We start from the raw sequence: 16,888 nt of genomic DNA on the forward strand, positions 1-16,888 counted from the left end.
CGATGATCGATCAAAGGGTTGAGGGCGAAAACCTCTTGATCACGAGAAAGTCGGCACGCGGTGCCTTTCGGGCAGGCACCGGGTGCCTCGATTTTCCAGGGTTTTCGCAGGTGGGGCTACGTTTGAGCGGGGCCGCGCTCAGGACTCGTGCCGCGGGGCACAGCCGAGCACATGCGCCTTGACGATCTCGGCGATCCTCGGGTCCCGGCGCCGGAAGGCCGCCACCAGCTCCTCGTGCTCCTCCGCGTACGACTGCTGCACGGTCCCCAGCCAGCGGATGGACAGGGCGGTGAAGACCTCGATGCCCAGGCCCTCCCAGGTGTGCAGCAGCACGGAGTTGCCCGCCGCGCGGACCATCTCGCGGTGGAAGGCGACCGTGTGCCGTACCTGGGCCGTGCCGTCGGCGTTGCGGTCGGCCTCGTACAGGGCGGTGACGTGCGGGTCGAGGGCGGAGCAGTTCTCCGCGAGGCGGTCGGCCGCGAGCTCAGCGGCGATGGCCTCCAGGCCGGCCCGGACCGGGTAGCTCTCCTCCAGGTCGGCGGCGGTCAGACTGCGGACGCGTACGCCCTTGTTCGGCGCCGACTCGATCAGGCGCAGGGACTCCAGCTCGCGCAGGGCCTCCCGTACGGGGGTCTGGCTGACCTCCAGCTCGGTGGCGATGCGTCGCTCGACGATCCGCTCTCCCGGCTGCCAGCGCCCGCTGATGATCCCCTCCAGGATGTGCTCGCGGATCTGTTCGCGCAGCGAGTGGATGACGGGGGCGGTCATGAGGGCTCCTTTGGGCGCGTTGACGTTTAGACAATACGGCCGTAGCGCTCCGCTGGGAGGGCCGACAGGGGGGCTTTGGTGCAGGTGAGACGAGACTTACACGGCGTGGGCGGACAGGGGCGCCCAGTAGCTCGGTGCGCTGTGTCGTCGGGCGGCTGCGGGTTCGTCGTGGCTCGTCGCGCAGTTCCCCGCGCCCCTGAGGGGGTTGCGGCCGGCCTGCGTCGAAAAGCCGACGCCCCGTCCGGAGGGGCTCCGGACGGGGCGTCGTACCTGCTGATCGGCGATTACAGGCCGAGCTCGACCTCGAACTCGCCTGCCTCCAGGATCGCCTTGACCGCCGTCAGGTAACGGGCCGCGTCGGCGCCGTCCACCAGGCGGTGGTCGTAGGAGAGGGTCAGGTAGGTCATGTCGCGGACGCCGATGACCGTGCCCTCCGGGGTCTCGATGACCGCCGGGCGCTTGACCGTGGCACCGATGCCGAGGATCGCGACCTGGCCCGGCGGCACGATGATCGTGTCGAAGAGCGCACCGCGCGAACCGGTGTTGGAGATGGTGAAGGTCGCGCCGGACAGCTCGTCGGGCGTGATCTTGTTGGCGCGGACCTTGCCGGCCAGGTCGGCCGTGGCCTTGGCGATGCCGGCGATGTTCAGGTCGCCCGCACCCTTGATGACCGGGGTCATCAGGCCCTTCTCCGAGTCCACCGCGATCCCGACGTTCTCGGAGTCGAAGTAGGTGATCGTGCCCTCGGCCTCGTTGATCTTGGCGTTGATGACCGGGTGGGCCTTCAGCGCCTGGGCCGCCGCCTTCACGAAGAACGGCATCGGGGAGAGCTTGACGCCCTCGCGCGCGGCGAACGAGTCCTTGGCCTGCGTGCGCAGACGCATCAGGCGGGTCACGTCGACCTCGACGACCGAGGAGAGCTGCGCCTGCTCGTGCAGCGCCTTGACCATGTTGTCGCCGATGACCTTGCGGATGCGCGGCATCTTGACGGTCTGGCCGCGGAGGGGGGAGACCTCCAGGGCCGGCGCCTTCTTGGCGGCCGGGGCAGCGGCGGCAGCGGGCGCCGGAGCGGCGGCCGCGGCCTTCGCGGCCTCGGCGGCGGCGATGACGTCCTGCTTGCGGATACGGCCGCCGACGCCGGTGCCCTTGACGGCGGCCAGGTCGACGCCGTTCTCGGCGGCGAGCTTGCGCACCAGCGGGGTGACGTAGGCGCCCTCGTCGGTCGCCTGGGCGGCGACCGGTGCGGCCGGAGCCGGGGTGACCGGGGCCGGCGCGGGGGCCGGAGCCGCGGGGGCGACCGGAGCCGGAGCGGCAGCGGCGGGCGCGGCCGGGGCGGCGGGGGCAGCCGGAGCCGCGGGAGCGGCCGGGGCGGCAGCCGGGGCGGCCGGAGCCGGGGCAGCGGCGGCGGGGGCCGGAGCCGCCGGGGCCGGGGCGGCCGCCGGAGCGGCACCCGCGACACCGATGACGGCCAGCTTGGCGCCGACCTCGGCCGTCTCGTCCTCGCCGACCACGATCTCCAGCAGCGTGCCGGAGGCGGGGGCGGGGATCTCGGTGTCGACCTTGTCCGTCGACACCTCCAGCAGCGGCTCGTCGGCCTCGACGCTGTCACCGACCGACTTCAGCCAGCGGGTGACGGTGCCCTCGGTGACGGACTCGCCGAGCGCGGGCAGGACCACGTCCGTGCCGGACGCGCCACCGGCCGGAGCGGCGGGGGCGGCGGCAGCGGGAGCCGGGGCGGCCGGGGCCTCGGCGACCGGCGCCGGGGCGGGCTCGGCGGCCGGGGCCGGAGCCTCGGCGGCGGCCGGGGCCGGAGCGGCAGCGGGCGCGCCCGTGCCGTCGTCGATGACGGCCAGCTCGGCGCCGACCTCAACGGTCTCGTCCTCGGCGACCTTGATGGAGGCCAGGACACCGGCGGCGGGCGAAGGGATCTCGGTGTCGACCTTGTCGGTCGACACCTCGAGCAGCGGCTCGTCGGCCTCGACGCGCTCGCCCTCGGCCTTCAGCCAGCGGGTGACAGTGCCCTCGGTGACGCTCTCGCCGAGCGCCGGAAGGGTTACGGAAACCGCCATGGTTTCGGTTGCTCCTTACGAATTGCGGAAGTCTGTGTCGTCGCTTCGTCGACCGAGGGTCAGTCGTGCGCGTGGAGCGGCTTGCCGGCCAGGGCCAGGTGGGCCTCGCCGAGCGCCTCGTTCTGCGTCGGGTGGGCGTGGATGAGCTGGGCGACCTCGGCCGGCAGCGCCTCCCAGTTGTAGATCAACTGGGCCTCGCCGACCTGCTCGCCCATACGGTCGCCGACCATGTGGACGCCGACCACCGCGCCGTCCTTGACCTGGACGAGCTTGATCTCGCCCGCGGTGTTGAGGATCTTGCTCTTGCCGTTGCCCGCCAGGTTGTACTTCAGAGCGACGACCTTGTCCGCACCGTAGATCTCCTTGGCCTTGGCCTCGGTGATGCCGACGGAGGCGACCTCCGGGTGGCAGTAGGTCACGCGGGGGACACCGTCGTAGTCGATCGGGACGGTCTTCAGACCGGCCAGACGCTCCGCAACCAGGATGCCCTCGGCGAAGCCGACGTGCGCGAGCTGGAGCGTGGGAACCAGGTCACCGACGGCGGAGATGGTCGGGACGTTGGTGCGCATGTATTCGTCGACGAGGACGTAGCCGCGTTCGATGGCGACGCCCTGCTCCTCGTAGCCGAGGCCGGCCGAGACCGGGCCGCGGCCGACGGCGACCAGCAGGACCTCGGCCTCGAACTCCTTGCCGTCGGCGAGGGTGACCTTGACGCCGTCGGCGGTGTACTCGGCCTTGGAGAAGAAGGTGCCCAGGTTGAACTTGATGCCGCGCTTGCGGAACGCGCGCTCAAGAAGCTTGGAGGAGTTCTCGTCCTCGACCGGGACGAGGTGCTTCAGGCCCTCGATGACGGTGACCTCGGAGCCGAAGGACTTCCACGCCGAGGCGAACTCGACGCCGATGACGCCGCCGCCCAGGATGATCGCGGACTTGGGCACGCGGTCCAGGACGAGGGCGTGGTCGGAGGAGATGATCCGGTTGCCGTCGATCTCCAGGCCCGGCAGCGACTTCGGCACGGAGCCGGTCGCCAGCAGGACGTGGCGGCCCTGGATCCGCTGGCCGTTCACGTCGACGGAGGTCGGGGAGGACAGGCGGCCCTCACCCTCGATGTACGTCACCTTGCGGGAGGCGACGAGACCCTGGAGGCCCTTGTACAGACCGGCGATCACGCCGTCCTTGTACTTGTGCACACCGGCGATGTCGATGCCCTCGAAGGTGGCCTTCACACCGAACTGCTCGCTCTCACGAGCCTGGTCGGCGATCTCGCCCGCGTGAAGCAGGGCCTTGGTGGGGATGCATCCCCGGTGCAGGCAGGTGCCGCCGACCTTGTCCTTCTCGATCAGGGCGACGTCCAGGCCGAGCTGGGCCCCGCGCAGGGCCGCGGCGTAACCACCGCTACCACCGCCGAGGATCACTAGGTCGAAAACGGTGCTGGCGTCGTTCGCCACGTCACGTCCTCCATGCATGTGCGCCGTACGCCGGTCAGCGTTGACCGGGCGGCGGCTGGTGTCCGGCCGCTCTTTCTTCGGCCCTGTGGTGGGGGCCCTGTCCTGCCGAGCCCCATCTTCGCACTAGTCGATGGTGAACGAGACGCCGGGCTGCTGTGTGAGACGCCCCACTGCAACGCCCGAGGGGCGCGGGGCCGCGTCGATTTGCGGCTCTGCCGCGCGGGCGCGACTGCTGCAACGCCTCAGGGGCGGGGCTGTGTCGATGTGCGGCTCTGCCGCGCGGGCGCGACCACGGCAGCGCTCGGGGGCGCGGGGAACTGCGCGACCAGCCCCCACGCCCCCGCAGTCGCGACTCAACAGATCGGACCGGGCTAGCGGGCGACGGTCACCCGAGATCACCCGCGGCCGTCAGCTCGGCCAGCCTGACCAGCGTCCGCACCGCGGACCCCGTACCACCCTTGGGCGTGTACCCGAAGGGACCGCCCTCGTTGAACGCCGGGCCCGCGATGTCCAGGTGCGCCCAGGTGATCCCCTCGCCCACGAACTCCCGCAGGAACAGACCGGCGACCAGCCCGCCGCCCATGCGCTCGCCCATGTTGGCGATGTCGGCGGTGGGCGAGTCCATCCCCTTGCGCAGGTACTCCGGCAGCGGCATCGGCCACGCGGGCTCCCCGACCTCCTCGGCGGCCTCCACCACCGCGGAGCGGAACGCGTCGTCGTTGGCCATCACACCGAAGGTGCGGTGGCCGAGCGCCAGCACCATCGCGCCGGTCAGCGTCGCCACGTCCACGATCGCGTCCGGCTTGTCCTGCGAGGCCGCCCACAGCGCGTCCGCCAGCACCAGCCGGCCCTCCGCGTCGGTGTTCAGCACCTCCACGGTCTTGCCGCTGTACATGCGCAGCACGTCTCCGGGGCGGGTGGCGCTTCCCGAAGGCATGTTCTCGGCCAGCGCCAGCCAGCCGGTGATGTTCACCTGGAGCCCGAGCCGCGCGGCGGCGACCACGGTGGCGAACACGGCGGCCGCGCCGCTCATGTCGCACTTCATCGTCTCGTTGTGCCCGGCCGGCTTCAGCGAGATGCCGCCCGAGTCGTAGGTGATGCCCTTGCCGACGAGCGCGAGGTGCTTGCTCGCCTTGGAGTGCGTGTACGACAGCTTCACCAGCCGCGGACCCGCCGCCGAGCCGACGCCGACGCCGAGGATGCCGCCGTAGCCACCCTTGGTCAGTGCCTTCTCGTCGAGCACCTGCACCTTGATGCCGTGCTCCTTGCCGGCCGCCGTGGCAATCGCGGCGAACGACTCGGGGTTGAGGTCGTTGGGCGGGGTGTTGATCAGGTCGCGGGCGCGGTTGAGCTCCTCGGAGACGGTCGTGGCGCGCTCGATCGCGGCTTTCTGCTCCTTGTCGCGGGGCTTGCCGCCGAGCAGCGCGGCCTCGGCGAGGGGGCCCTTGCCGTTCTTCCTGCCCTGCGCGCCGGAGTCCTTGCCGTTCTCCTTGTAGACGTCGAAGGCGTACGCCCCGAGCAGCACGCCCTCGGCGACGGCGCCGACGGCGGCGGAGTCGCCCAGCGGCAGCGCGAACGCGGCCTTCTTGGAGCCGGCGAGGGCGCGGGCGGCGACACCGCCGGCCTTGCGCAGCACCTCGGCGTCGTAGTCGGCGTCCTTCTCGGGCTCGGCGCCCAGCCCCACCGCCACCACGAGCGGGGCCTTGAAACCGGCGGGTGCGGGGAGCTTCGTCACCTCGCCCTCGGCGCCGGAGGCACCGAGGGTCTCCAGGACGCCGGCGAGCCTGCCGTCGTACGCCTTGTCCACGGCCTCGGCGCCCGGTGCGACGACGAGTCCTGCGGACTTGGACGCAGCGCCCTTGGCGACACCGATCACGATCGCGTCGGCCCGCAGGCCGGGCGCCGCGGCGGTGCTGAGAGTGAGAGCAGTCACGGTGGTGAAATCTCGCTTCCGATGTGAAGTTGCGATGGCCGAATCGTGTGGGTCGACCGGGCCCGACGGCCGACCCTAGTTCCGACCTATGGGTGCGGTGGCAGCGGGGCCTTCCCCGGTACGGCGAACACTCGGGTCGAGCCTACGCTCGTGTGAGCGTTCGCTCATTCCTACGGACGTTCACCTGTCAGTGGCGTCGCGGCCATTTCCTGATTCTCGCCACCGGTGAGCTGAGTCACACTCGTCTGGTTCCGGCGAGCCGTTCGCTTGCCGCTTTGCATGATTTCCACGGATCCTCCGCCGATTCACCGCAAGCGGCCACATGGGGATCTTCTGGGGGGAAGGGACTTTCAATGGCGCAGATTGCGCACAGATGGAGAAACACGGCCGCTGTCGCGGCGGCCGCCGGTCTGCTCACGCTGGGCCTGTCGGTGCCCGGCGCCGCGGCCGCCGAGGAACCGCGCGTCGATCTCAGGGTGCTGGTCGTGGACAACGGCGACAGCTCCGTCCGGGCCATCACCGACCAGCTCAAGAGCACCGGCATCCCGTACACCACCGTCGACCTGAACGACGCCGCCCGCCCGGCCATCACCGGCGCGTTCCTCAGCGACACGGTCAACGGCAGGCCCCGCGCCAAGTTCCAGGGCGTCGTGCTGCCCAACGAGGCCCCGTTCGGGGCGGGTTCCGCCGAACAGACCGCGCTGGAGAACTACGAGCGGACCTACGGCATCCCGCAGGTCGACGCCTACACCTGGGCCCACCCCGGCGTCGGCCTCGACTACACCACTGAGGGCGGCTGGGCGGGCTCCCTCGACGGACACGAGGCGTCCGTGACGACCGAGGGCAGGGCCGGGACCTTCGGCTATCTCGACGGCGCCTTCGCCTTCGAGGACAACGACCCGTCCGTACCGGAGAGTTACGGCTACGCGGCCCGCCCCCGCGCGGGCTTCACCAGCTACGTCGACGTCCCCGTGCCGGGCGGCTCCGGGCGCGGCAGCCTGGTCGGCGAGTACAGCCACGACGGGCGCCGCGAGCTGGTGGTGACCTTCGCCTACAACCAGTACCAGCAGCAGTTCCGCGTCCTCGCCCGCGGCATCGTCGAGTGGCTGACCCAGGGCATCCACCTCGGCCAGGCGCGCAACTACTTCGCGGTGCACGTCGACGACGTCTTCGCCCCCGACGCCCGCTGGGACACCGAGCGCAACTGCACGCCCGGTGACATCGACTGCGTCGGCGGTGGCGGCCAGGAGGCCACGCCGATCCGGATGACCGCCGCGGACGCGACGTACGCCGCCCAGTGGCAGCGCGAGCACGGCTTCAAGCTGGACATGGTCTACAACGCCGGCTCCGGCGAGGAGTGGAAGAGCGAGAACGGCGGCACCGACGCCCTCGCGGACCGGCTGCTCGCGGACAAGGCGCAGTACCGCTGGGTCAACCACACCTACACGCACCCGTTCCTCGGCTGTGTCCAGGACACCTCGACCGTGCCGTGGAGCTGCGCCAAGAACGCCGACGGCTCGACGCGGTACATGAGCCGCTCGGAGATCTCGGCGCAGATCAGGGACAACCACAACTGGGGTGTGGGCAAGGGGCTCCCGCTCGACCGCACGGAACTCGTGACCGGCGAGCACTCGGGCCTGAAGACTTTGCCGCAGCAGCCCGCCGACAACCCCAACCTCGCCGGCGCCCTCGCCGACAACGGCGTCAAGTGGATCGCCTCGGACAACTCCCGTGAGCCCGCGCAGCGTTCGGTCGGCGCCGCGCTCACCGTGCCCCGGTACCCGATGAACGTGTACTACAACACGGGCACCGAGCAGGAGATGGCCGACGAGTACAACTGGATCTACACCTCGACGGCCGACGGCGGCAGCGGCATCTGCGAGACCAACCCCGCCTCCACCTGCCTGGCCGAGCCGCTGGAGACCGCCACCGGCTACGACGGCTACATCGTGCCGCAGGAGGCCCGCATCGCCCTCGGGCACGTGGTCTCCAACGACCCGCGTCCGCACTACGCCCACCAGTCCAACCTGGCCGAGGACCGGATCCTGTACCCCGTCCTGGACCGGGTGCTCGCCGACTACCAGGCGCTCTTCGCCGCCAACACCCCGGTGGAGAACCTCGCGCAGAGCGCCATCGGCACCGAGCTCCAGCGCCGTGCCGCCTGGCAGAACGCCGTCGCGAAGGGCTCCGTCACGGCGTACCGCATCGGCAAGACGGTGACCGTCAACGCCCCGTCCGGGACGCAGATCCCGGTGACCGCACCGGAAGGCACGGTCAGACAACTCCTGCTCGGCACCTCCGCGTTCGGGACACCGTATGCGGGCAAGCGCTCGGCGTGGACCACGCCGGGTCTGCTCCAGTCCGCGGTCACGCTCAGACTGCCGTAGCGACAACCCCCTAAGGGGCGCGGGGAACTGCGCGACCAGCCCACGAAGGACCCGCAGCCGGGGTCCGGGCGGCAGTTCCCCGCACATCATCCGCACATCAGGGGGGAGCGCAGGGATGCGCACTGGCCGTCAGGTCACCATGCTCACCGAAGGCACCTATCCGCATGTCCACGGCGGGGTCAGCACCTGGTGCGACCAGCTCGTCAAGGGCATGCCGGAGGTCGGCTTCCACATCGTCTCGCTCACCGGAACCGGCCGCGAACCCGTCACCTGAGAGCTGCCGCCGAACGTCCACCGGCACACCTGCGTACCGACCTGGGGACCGCGCCCGGGGCGGGGGCGAGCGCCGTACGGCCGGGCCCGTCGCCGTTTCACCGACTCCTACGAGCGGTTCCTGCTCTCCTTCCTCGACCCCGAGGCGGACTGCGACTTCGGCGAGGCGCTGGACGAGCTGGCCGGACTCGCCCGCGACGGGCGCCTGTCGGCGGCGCTGCGCTCCGAGTCGGCGCTCAGGTCGCTGATGTGGATATGGACGATGCCGCACCTGCCGACCGCGGCCGCCCGTCCCACCGTGCACGACGCCCTGACCGCGACCGACCTGCTCGAACACGCCCTGCGCCCGCTCGGGATCCGCATCGCCGAGGACTGTGTCGTCCACGCCGTCAGCAGCGGCCTCGCGACCCTCCCCGCCCTCGCCGCCCGCAGACTCGACGGCGTGCCCTTCCTCCTCACCGAGCACGGCATCTATCTGCGAGAGCGCTACCTCGGCTACCGCAGCGAGGCCCAGCGCTGGCCCGTGAAGGCGTTCATGCTCGGCTTCTACCGCGAGCTGAACTCGCTCGGCTACCGCACGGCCGACCTGATCACCCCGTGCAACCAGTACAACCGGCGCTGGGAGGAGCGCGGCGGCGCCGACGCCGACCGGATCCGCACCGTCTACAACGGCGTCGACCCGCACGCCTTCCCGCACGCCGGCCCCGAGCCGGACGTCCCCACGCTCACCTGGTGCGGCCGCGTCGACCCCATCAAGGACCTGGAGACCCTGCTGCGGGCCTACGCCATGGTCCGCGCCGAACTCCCCGAGACCCGGCTGCGGTTGTTCGGCCCGGTGCCGCCCGGCGGCGAGGCCTACCGCACCAAGCTGGAGAAGCTCGCCGCCGAACTAGGCGTGACGGACGGCCTGACCTTCGAGGGCCGCATCAGCGAGGTCTGGCGCGCCTACGCCGCAGGGCACCTGGTGATGCTGTCGTCGATCTCCGAGGGCTTCCCGTTCTCCATCATCGAGGCCATGTCCTGCGGCCGTACGACCGTCTCGACGGACGTCGGGGGAGTGCGCGAGGCCGTCGGCGACACCGGCCTCGTGGTCCCGCCGCGTGAACCGGAGAAGATGGCCGCGGCCGCCCTGACCCTCCTCAAGGACGACGAACGGCGCCTGGAATTGGGCGAGTTGTCCCGCCAGCGCGTCATCGACCGCTTCACCCTGCGCCGCTCCGTGGACCATTTCCGGACCATCTATGAGGAGCTCGCCGGCAGCGCCGAGGTGTACGAGCCCACGCTGGAGACGGTCGCCGACTGGACCCTCGAACTGCGCGACCCCTGGTACGAGAAGGTCGCGACGGACGGAACCGGCTGGTGAGCGGAAGCCTCTGGATGCCGCCCGGCTCCCACCCAGACACCCTGCCCGCCATCCCCCGCCAGCGCGCCAGTCCGAGCTGGGCACGGCCCGACCCGGTCGACGAACTCGCCGAGCGCCTGGAGGACTTCATAGCCGCGGCCGTCCACCCGGACGAGATCGCCGCGCTGCTGGAGTCCGACGGCATGTCGGACGACCGGATACGCGAGCGCTACGGCGTGAAGAACTCCTTCGCCCTCGCCGAGGAGCTGTACGAACGGGTCGAGCGCCGCTACCCCGAGCCGGAGGGGCCGGCCCACGACCCGTGGCGGGCCGGCCTGCTCGGCTGCCTCCTACGGGGCCTGCTCTTCGCCCTGCCCGGCCTCGGGTACGTCCTCGGTGCCCCCTTTCTCGCCGGCCCGCACGACGACTTCGGCCTTCCCGCGGGTACCGTCCCGCTGCTGGCCGGAGCCCTGGTCGGCTGGACCTGGAACCAGGGGCTGGCCCATCGGGCGTACTCCTGGCTGGGGTTGGGGGATCGATCGGCCGCCCGCCGTGCGCTGCTGTTCGGCGCGCCGGTGGGTGCCCTGCTGGGGGCCCTGGTCGCGTCGGCCGTGGCCGGCCCGGCCCGGCCGGCGGCGGTCGCCTTCGCCGCCGCGCAGTCCTGCTACCTCGGTGCCGCCACGGTCCTGCTCGTCTTGGGCCGCGAACGCGCCCTGCTGGCAGCGTTGTTGCCGATGGCGGCCGGCGCGGTGCTGGCGCTTGTGCATCCGGTGCCGGACGAAGCGAGGCTGATCCTGCTGCTGGGCTCGCTGACGGTGGTGGCACTTCTTGGCCTACGTGAGGTAGCGCCCCGCAAGGGGCGCGGGGCTGTTCTGAAGCCGCGCAGCCGGGACACGGCAATGGCCCCCCGTCTCTCCGCATCCCTCCCGTACGCCCTGTTCGGCCTCGCCACCGGCGTCCTGGTGCTCCACGCGGCACTCGGCGACGCCCTCTCCGGCGAGGGAACCGTCGCCCTCACCCTCAGCATGGGGCCCGCCGAATGGCTGCTCTACCGCTTCCGCAGCGGCAGCCTGACCGGCCTGCGCTCCACCAGCACGCCACGGGCGTTCCGGCGGACGACGGTGCGCAGGGTCGCGGAGTGCCTGGCCGCCTACCTCGCCGCCCTGCTCGCGCTCGGCCTCGCCACCTCGGCACTGTGGCCCGGCGCCCCCGGAATCACCGGTGTCCGCCTCGCCGGTCTCCTCCTCCTCGGCGTGGTCCTGTGGACGGGCCTGCTGCTCCAGTCCTTCGGCGCGGTGCTCGGCACGACCGCGATCTGCTGCACGGCGGCCCTCGCCCAGACGCTCGCGCTTGTCACCCATACGGGCAGCCCGCACTGGACCGGCCCGATCGTCCACGGGGCGGCGGCGCTGGCCCAGGCGGCCCTCGTCTGCGTCCTGCTGGGGAGGGCGACCGCGCACCGATGAACGACCTGCTGATCCCCTACTACGAGCACCCGCGGATCCGCCCCGCCGAATGGGACGCGATCATCGCCGCCGCGCCCCGGCTCTACGGGGTCGTACTGAACCCGGCCAGCGGCCCCGGCGACGCGCCCGACCCGGCGTTCGCCGAGGTCGCGGCCCGGCTGACGAGCGCGGCCGTGCGGGTGCTCGGCTACGCCGACACCGACTACGGCCGCCGGCCGCACGCCGAGGTCGTCCGCGACATCGCCCGGCACCGCGACTGGTACCGCGCCGACGGCGTGTTCCTCGACCAGGTCGCGGCAAGCCGCGCGCAGTTCGCGTACTACCGGCGGCTCGCCACGGCCGCCTGGGGAGCCGGCTGCGGCACGCTCGCCCTGAACCACGGCACGGAACCGGACCCGTCCTACGCCCGGATCGCCGACCTCCTGGTCACCTTCGAGGGCCCCTACGCCTCGTACACCCGGCTCGTCCGGCAGCACCGGCGGGAGTCAGGCGGAGCGCGGCTGTGCCACCTGGTGTACGGCGTCCCGGCGGGCGTCGACCTGACGGGGACGGCCCGGTCGCACGGTGCCTCGGTGCACTGCGCGGTGCCGGGCGGGGGCGACCATCCGTGGGGCACGCTGCCGCACGCCGTGGAACGCCCGCAATGAGCCGTTCCGGCGCGACCCCGCTTAGCCCAGACAGAGCACGACGAGCGAGGTCGTCGCCGCCGTCTCCGCGAGGCCGCCGAAGACATCGCCGGTGACGCCGCCGAAGCGGCGCGTGCAGTGCCGCAGGAGGAGTTCGGCGGCGGCGAGTGCGGTGAGGACCGCGAGTGCGGTGCGGGCGAGGTCGTCCGTCCCGAGCAGTGCTCCCGCCGCGGCGGCGGCCCCGGTCACGGCCAGGACGACGGCCGCCGCACCCCGTACCGGAACGACCCCGGCCACCGCGGCCCCCAGCCCCTCCGGCCGGGCGGCGGGCACGCCGGCCCGCGCGGCGAGGGTGAGGGCGAGGCGGGCGGCGACGGCCGCGACGACGGTGGCGAGGGCACCGCGGACCCACGAGTCGTCGTACAGCCGCGACAGCGCGGCCACCTGCGCGAGCAGTACGAACACGAGGGTGATGACGCCGAACGGCCCGATGTCCGACTGCTTCATGATCCGCAGGGCGTCCTCGGCGGGCTTGCCGCTGCCGAGCCCGTCGGCGGTGTCGGCGAGCCCGTCGAGATGCAGCCCCCGGGTGAACGCCGCGGGGACGGCGGCGGCCGCGACGGCGGCCAGGAGAGGGCCGGCGCCGAGGAACAGCAGCACCAGCGCGAGAAGGGCGGCGGCGCAGCCGAGGACCACCCCCACCAGCGGGGCGCAGAGCATCCCGCCGCGCGCCGCCTCCCGGTCCCAGCGGCTCACCTTGACGGGGATCACGCTGAGGGTGCCGAAGGCGAAACGGAGACCGTGCAGGTGCGGCGGGGTCATGGACACGCCCGCAGAGTAGCCCGGACGTCGCCTCCGCCAGGCAGCCCGCCCCTGCCGGGAAGAGACTGAGAACATGGGTGACTGGTGGCAGCGCAACATCATCGAGCCGGGCAAGCTCCCACTGCTGCTCGCCCTGACCGCATTCGTGGTCACCTTCCTCGTCACCCGCCTCATCACCCGCATGATCCGCGCGGGCAAGGGGCCCTTCCGCAACATCGAGACCGGCGCCGTCCACATCCACCACGTCGTCCCCGGAATCGTCCTCACGATCATCGGCGGCTTCTGCGCGGTCGCCGGCGGGCAGCGCGGCTTCGGGTCGGCGTCGGCCGCCGTGATCTTCGGGATCGGCGCGGGCCTGGTCATGGACGAGTTCGCGCTGATCCTGCACCTGGACGACGTCTACTGGACGGAGGACGGCCGCAAGAGCGTCGAGGTGGTCGTGCTCACCGCCGCCCTGGTCGGCCTGCTCCTGCTCGGCTTCGCGCCCTTCGGGGTCAACGACCTCAACGACGACGAGATGCAAAATCGCGGCACCTTGCTCACCACGATCGGCGGGAACTTCCTGATCGCCCTGATCGCCCTGTTCAAGGGCAAGCCCAAGATGGCGCTCTTCGGGGTGATCATCCCCTTCGTGGCCCTGTTCGGCGCCATCCGGCTGGCCCGTCCGACCTCCCCCTGGGCGAAGCGCTTCTACCGCCGCCGCCCGCGCGCCCGCGCCAAGGCGCAACTGCGCTCCTACCACCACGACAAGCGCTGGCTGGGACCCAGCCGCAGGCTTCAGGACTGGATCGGCGGCGCGCCCGACGTGGAACCGGCGCGGGCCCTGGAACGGCGCTGACGCACCGTCGACACCGCACACAGCACCAGCACCGCCGTGATGGCCGCGAGGTGCTCCTTCCCGGCGAGGTTCGGCTTCAGCGCGACCTCGACGACCATCGCCGCGATCACCGCACCGGCCGTGACGTACGCCCCGTAGCGCCACCCGAGGAACACGGCCAGCCCCACGACCGCCGCCGACGGCCCCGTGTCCACGACCCGGGCGTCCGAGGCGGGCACCCCGAACGGGCTGTCCGGGCCGAGTGCGACGGCCACGCGCGCGTACAGGGTTCCGGCGAGGGTCGCGACGTAGGCGATGACGAGCGTGCGCCACCAGCCCAGGCACATCTCGGCGATCCCGAACGCGATCAGGAGCTGCGCGAGCGCACCCCACACCGGCAGATCGAGGGCGGGCACGAACAGCGACAGCGGCGTCCGCAGGAGCGCCTGCCACAGCGGGTCCTCGGCCCGTACGGCGCCGAGATCCTGGACGATCCGGTACCCCCAGGTCCGGTTCTGCACCACCTGTGTGATCCCGGTCAGACACACGGCCCCGACCGTCATGGGCGCGGCCTTCCACCGCCGCTCCACCGCGGCCCCCCGCACGGCGAGGTACAGCGCCCCCCACTCGGCGCGGGCCCAGCGACCGAGGGTGTCAACTGTCACAAGTTGTGATCATATGTCCACCCTCGTGGTGCTTCCCGCTGTGCCGGCCGGCGGCGCCCTTCGTCCGGCGCGGCCCGCTATCCGGCTTCCGGCGACTCGAAATCCGCCGGCTCCTCCGGCTCCTCGGGCTTCTGCGGCTCTTCCGGCTTCTCCGGCAGCTCCGCCGCCAGCGCCGCGGCGGCCTGGACCGTCGGCAGCGCCAGCAGGCCCCCGGCGCCCTCGCCGACCCGCACACCCTGGTCGAGCACCGGCTCCAGGGCCATCCGGTCCAGTGCCTTGGCCTGCCCCGGTTCCCCGCTGTCGTGCGCGGCCAGCCACCAGTCCGGCGCCCGGAACGCGATCCGCTGTCCCACCAGCGCGCAGGCGGCCACGACGACGCCGTCCAGCACCACCGGGAGCTTGCGCACGGCGCTCTGCAGCAGGAACCCGGTGATCGCGGCGAGGTCGGCCCCGCCCACGGTCGCGAGCAACTGGAGCTGATCCCCGAGCACCGGCCGCGCCCGCCGCAGCGCGTCCCGGATCGCCGCGCACTTGCGCATCCACGCGAGGTCGTCGATGGCGAGCCCGCCCCGCCCGGTCACCACGGACGCGTCGGTCCCGCACAGCGCGGCGACCAGCACCCCCGCGGCCGTGGTCCCGCCGACGCTCACATCGCCGAGCACCACCAGATCCGTACCGGAGTCGGCCTCCTCGTCGGCCACCGCGACCCCGGCCCGGAAGGCCGCCTCGGCCTCCTCCGGCGTCAGCGCGTCCTCGATGTCGATACGTCCGCTGCCGCGCCGCACCCGATGCCGTACGACCGCCTCCGGCAGCGACCCCGGGTCGCAGTCCAGCGCCATGTCGACGACCCGCACAGGAACCCCGAGCCGCCGCGCGAGCACCGACACCGGCCGGCCGCCCTCCAGGATCTCCCGCACCAACTCCCCGGCGCCGCCCGCGGGCCGCGCCGACACGCCCAGCTCCGCGATGCCGTGGTCGCCGGCGAACAGTACGACCCGAGGCCGCTCGATCGGCCGTACCGGCACCGCGGACTGCGCCGCCGCCAGCCACTCGCCCAGTTCGTCGAGGCGGCCCAGCGCCCCGGGCGGCACGATCTGACGCTCACGGCGCGCCTCGGCGTCACGGCGCACCCCACCGTCGGGGCGCTCGATCAGGTCGGAGAAGTCGTCGAGATTAAGCGAGCTCATTCGCCGAACAGTACCGGCACCGGTCGAACAGAACGGCGCCACATGGCCACCGCGGGCTTCGCCACGGCACCCCCGTATCCACGCGACGTCGTTGCACCCAAGATCCTCATCCCATACGTTCCGTTTTGCAGTGGATTGTCGGGGCATGCTCGGACCGTCTCGCAGAGCCTGTGCCGTACGCCCCTCTCGTACGCCCCCACGCCCGGGAGCCACCATGACCGCGACCGCACCCCCCGAACGCCCCCGCGCCGACTGCGCGTTCACACCCGCCGGGTGTCGGGAGCACACCTATGTCCCGCGCCACCTGGGGCTCACCCGGCGCGGCCCGCGCCGGCTGCGCGCCGCGGCCCGCCTCGCGCTCGCCTTCCCCGAGCCGGAGAGCTGGCTGGATGTGGGCACGGGGTACGCCCGCTTCCCGGAGACGGCGAAGGAACTCTTCCCCTACACGGCGTTCGACGGCCTGGACCCGACCTACCGGGTCCTGCACGGGCGCGTGGCCGAGCGGGTGGAGGAGGCCCACGTCGGCAGCCTCACCGACCCGCGCGTCACGGCCCGCCTGCGCGCCCGCTACGACGTCGTCAGTATGTTCCGCCACCTGGAACACGCCCCCGACCCTCGCGAGGCACTGCGCGCGGCCCTCACCGTCCTGCGCCCCGGCGGCCACCTCGTCCTCGAACTTCCCAACCCGCGGTGCCTGTTCGCCGGGCTGCTCGGCAGACTCTGGGTCCCGCACAGCCCCCCGGGCCATCTGCACCTGATGCCCATGGACACCCTGTGCGAGGAACTGCGGGCCCAGGGCTGCACGGTCGTGCGCACGGACCACCACACCGCGCACATCCCCTACGACCTCGCGGCCGCGACCTCACTGGTGCTGTCGTACCTGCTGCCGTCGCTGCTCTCGCCCCTGGGCTCACCCCTGGTGGCCGTCGCCTGGACCCTGGACCACCTCCTGGCCCCGTTCCTACGGGCCACCCGCTTCTCGAACGCCTACAGAGTCATCGCCCGCAAGGAACCGACCTGACTTCTTGAACGCCGCCGGCTGGGGCGCCCCTTCAGGGGCGCGGGGCTGTTTCGATTTGCGGCCC

The 16,888-nt window shown here is 72.2% G+C and carries 12 protein-coding genes and 1 pseudogene; 6 read left to right on the forward strand and 7 right to left on the reverse strand.

From position 1 onward, the window contains the following. Positions 1 to 138 precede the first annotated feature (138 nt). From ACZ69Q_RS20265 to ACZ69Q_RS20280, 4 genes are all read right to left on the reverse strand, one after another. On the reverse strand, positions 139 to 768 hold the full coding sequence (locus ACZ69Q_RS20265) for a GntR family transcriptional regulator (protein ID WP_471043554.1): 630 nt from the start codon (positions 766 to 768) through the stop codon (positions 139 to 141). Positions 769 to 1,052: 284 nt separating this feature from the next. Next, entirely contained in the window at positions 1,053 to 2,837 is a 1,785-nt protein-coding gene (sucB, locus tag ACZ69Q_RS20270; protein WP_471043557.1) for a 2-oxoglutarate dehydrogenase, E2 component, dihydrolipoamide succinyltransferase, read from the reverse strand. A gap of 59 nt (positions 2,838 to 2,896) precedes the next feature. Next, complete coding sequence (gene lpdA, locus ACZ69Q_RS20275) at positions 2,897 to 4,285, reverse strand: dihydrolipoyl dehydrogenase (protein WP_471043560.1); 1,389 nt, start codon at positions 4,283 to 4,285, stop codon at positions 2,897 to 2,899. 385 nt (positions 4,286 to 4,670) lie between these two features. Next, complete coding sequence (locus ACZ69Q_RS20280; RefSeq protein ID WP_471043562.1) at positions 4,671 to 6,218, reverse strand: leucyl aminopeptidase; 1,548 nt, start codon at positions 6,216 to 6,218, stop codon at positions 4,671 to 4,673. A 353-nt stretch (positions 6,219 to 6,571) separates the two neighbouring features. Between ACZ69Q_RS20280 and ACZ69Q_RS20285 the strand changes: the two genes are divergently transcribed. The 4 genes and pseudogenes from ACZ69Q_RS20285 to ACZ69Q_RS20300 all read left to right on the forward strand — a co-directional run bounded on the left by ACZ69Q_RS20285 (position 6,572) and on the right by ACZ69Q_RS20300 (position 12,333). After that, positions 6,572 to 8,605 (forward strand): hypothetical protein, encoded by a 2,034-nt coding sequence (locus tag ACZ69Q_RS20285; protein ID WP_471043563.1) that lies wholly within the window; start codon positions 6,572 to 6,574, stop codon positions 8,603 to 8,605. Positions 8,606 to 8,720: 115 nt separating this feature from the next. Next, a pseudogene (gene pelF / locus ACZ69Q_RS20290) lies at positions 8,721 to 10,241 on the forward strand (GT4 family glycosyltransferase PelF). Beyond that, positions 10,238 to 11,686, forward strand: coding sequence for a hypothetical protein (locus ACZ69Q_RS20295; RefSeq protein ID WP_471043565.1), 1,449 nt, complete (start codon positions 10,238 to 10,240; stop codon positions 11,684 to 11,686). The pseudogene pelF and the gene ACZ69Q_RS20295 overlap by 4 nt, the downstream one beginning before the upstream one ends. Then, positions 11,683 to 12,333, forward strand: coding sequence for a spherulation-specific family 4 protein (locus tag ACZ69Q_RS20300; protein ID WP_471043566.1), 651 nt, complete (start codon positions 11,683 to 11,685; stop codon positions 12,331 to 12,333). Before ACZ69Q_RS20295 ends, ACZ69Q_RS20300 begins: the two co-directional genes overlap by 4 nt. 21 nt (positions 12,334 to 12,354) lie before the next feature. Here ACZ69Q_RS20300 and cobS read toward each other — a convergent pair whose 3' ends face one another. Further along, entirely contained in the window at positions 12,355 to 13,134 is a 780-nt protein-coding gene (gene cobS / locus ACZ69Q_RS20305; RefSeq protein ID WP_471043733.1) for an adenosylcobinamide-GDP ribazoletransferase, read from the reverse strand. Between the two features lie 73 nt (positions 13,135 to 13,207). Between cobS and ACZ69Q_RS20310 the strand changes: the two genes are divergently transcribed. After that, complete coding sequence (locus ACZ69Q_RS20310) at positions 13,208 to 13,972, forward strand: hypothetical protein (protein WP_471043568.1); 765 nt, start codon at positions 13,208 to 13,210, stop codon at positions 13,970 to 13,972. On the opposite strand, the gene ACZ69Q_RS20315 is transcribed toward ACZ69Q_RS20310, so the two are convergent. Together ACZ69Q_RS20315 and cobT are read right to left on the reverse strand one after the other, a co-directional pair. Further along, positions 13,912 to 14,616, reverse strand: a complete 705-nt coding sequence (locus ACZ69Q_RS20315; protein WP_471043571.1) for a hypothetical protein — start codon at positions 14,614 to 14,616, stop codon at positions 13,912 to 13,914. The genes ACZ69Q_RS20310 and ACZ69Q_RS20315 overlap by 61 nt on opposite strands. Positions 14,617 to 14,693: 77 nt before the next feature. Beyond that, positions 14,694 to 15,803, reverse strand: a complete 1,110-nt coding sequence (gene cobT / locus ACZ69Q_RS20320; protein ID WP_471043573.1) for a nicotinate-nucleotide--dimethylbenzimidazole phosphoribosyltransferase — start codon at positions 15,801 to 15,803, stop codon at positions 14,694 to 14,696. A gap of 214 nt (positions 15,804 to 16,017) precedes the next feature. Between cobT and ACZ69Q_RS20325 the strand changes: the two genes are divergently transcribed. Beyond that, the gene (locus tag ACZ69Q_RS20325) at positions 16,018 to 16,824 is read left to right on the forward strand and encodes a class I SAM-dependent methyltransferase (RefSeq protein WP_471043576.1); all 807 of its coding nucleotides are present in this window, start codon (positions 16,018 to 16,020) and stop codon (positions 16,822 to 16,824) included. Positions 16,825 to 16,888 lie beyond the last annotated feature (64 nt).

The sequence above is a fragment of the Streptomyces sp. NPDC036764 genome, assembly GCF_055609385.1.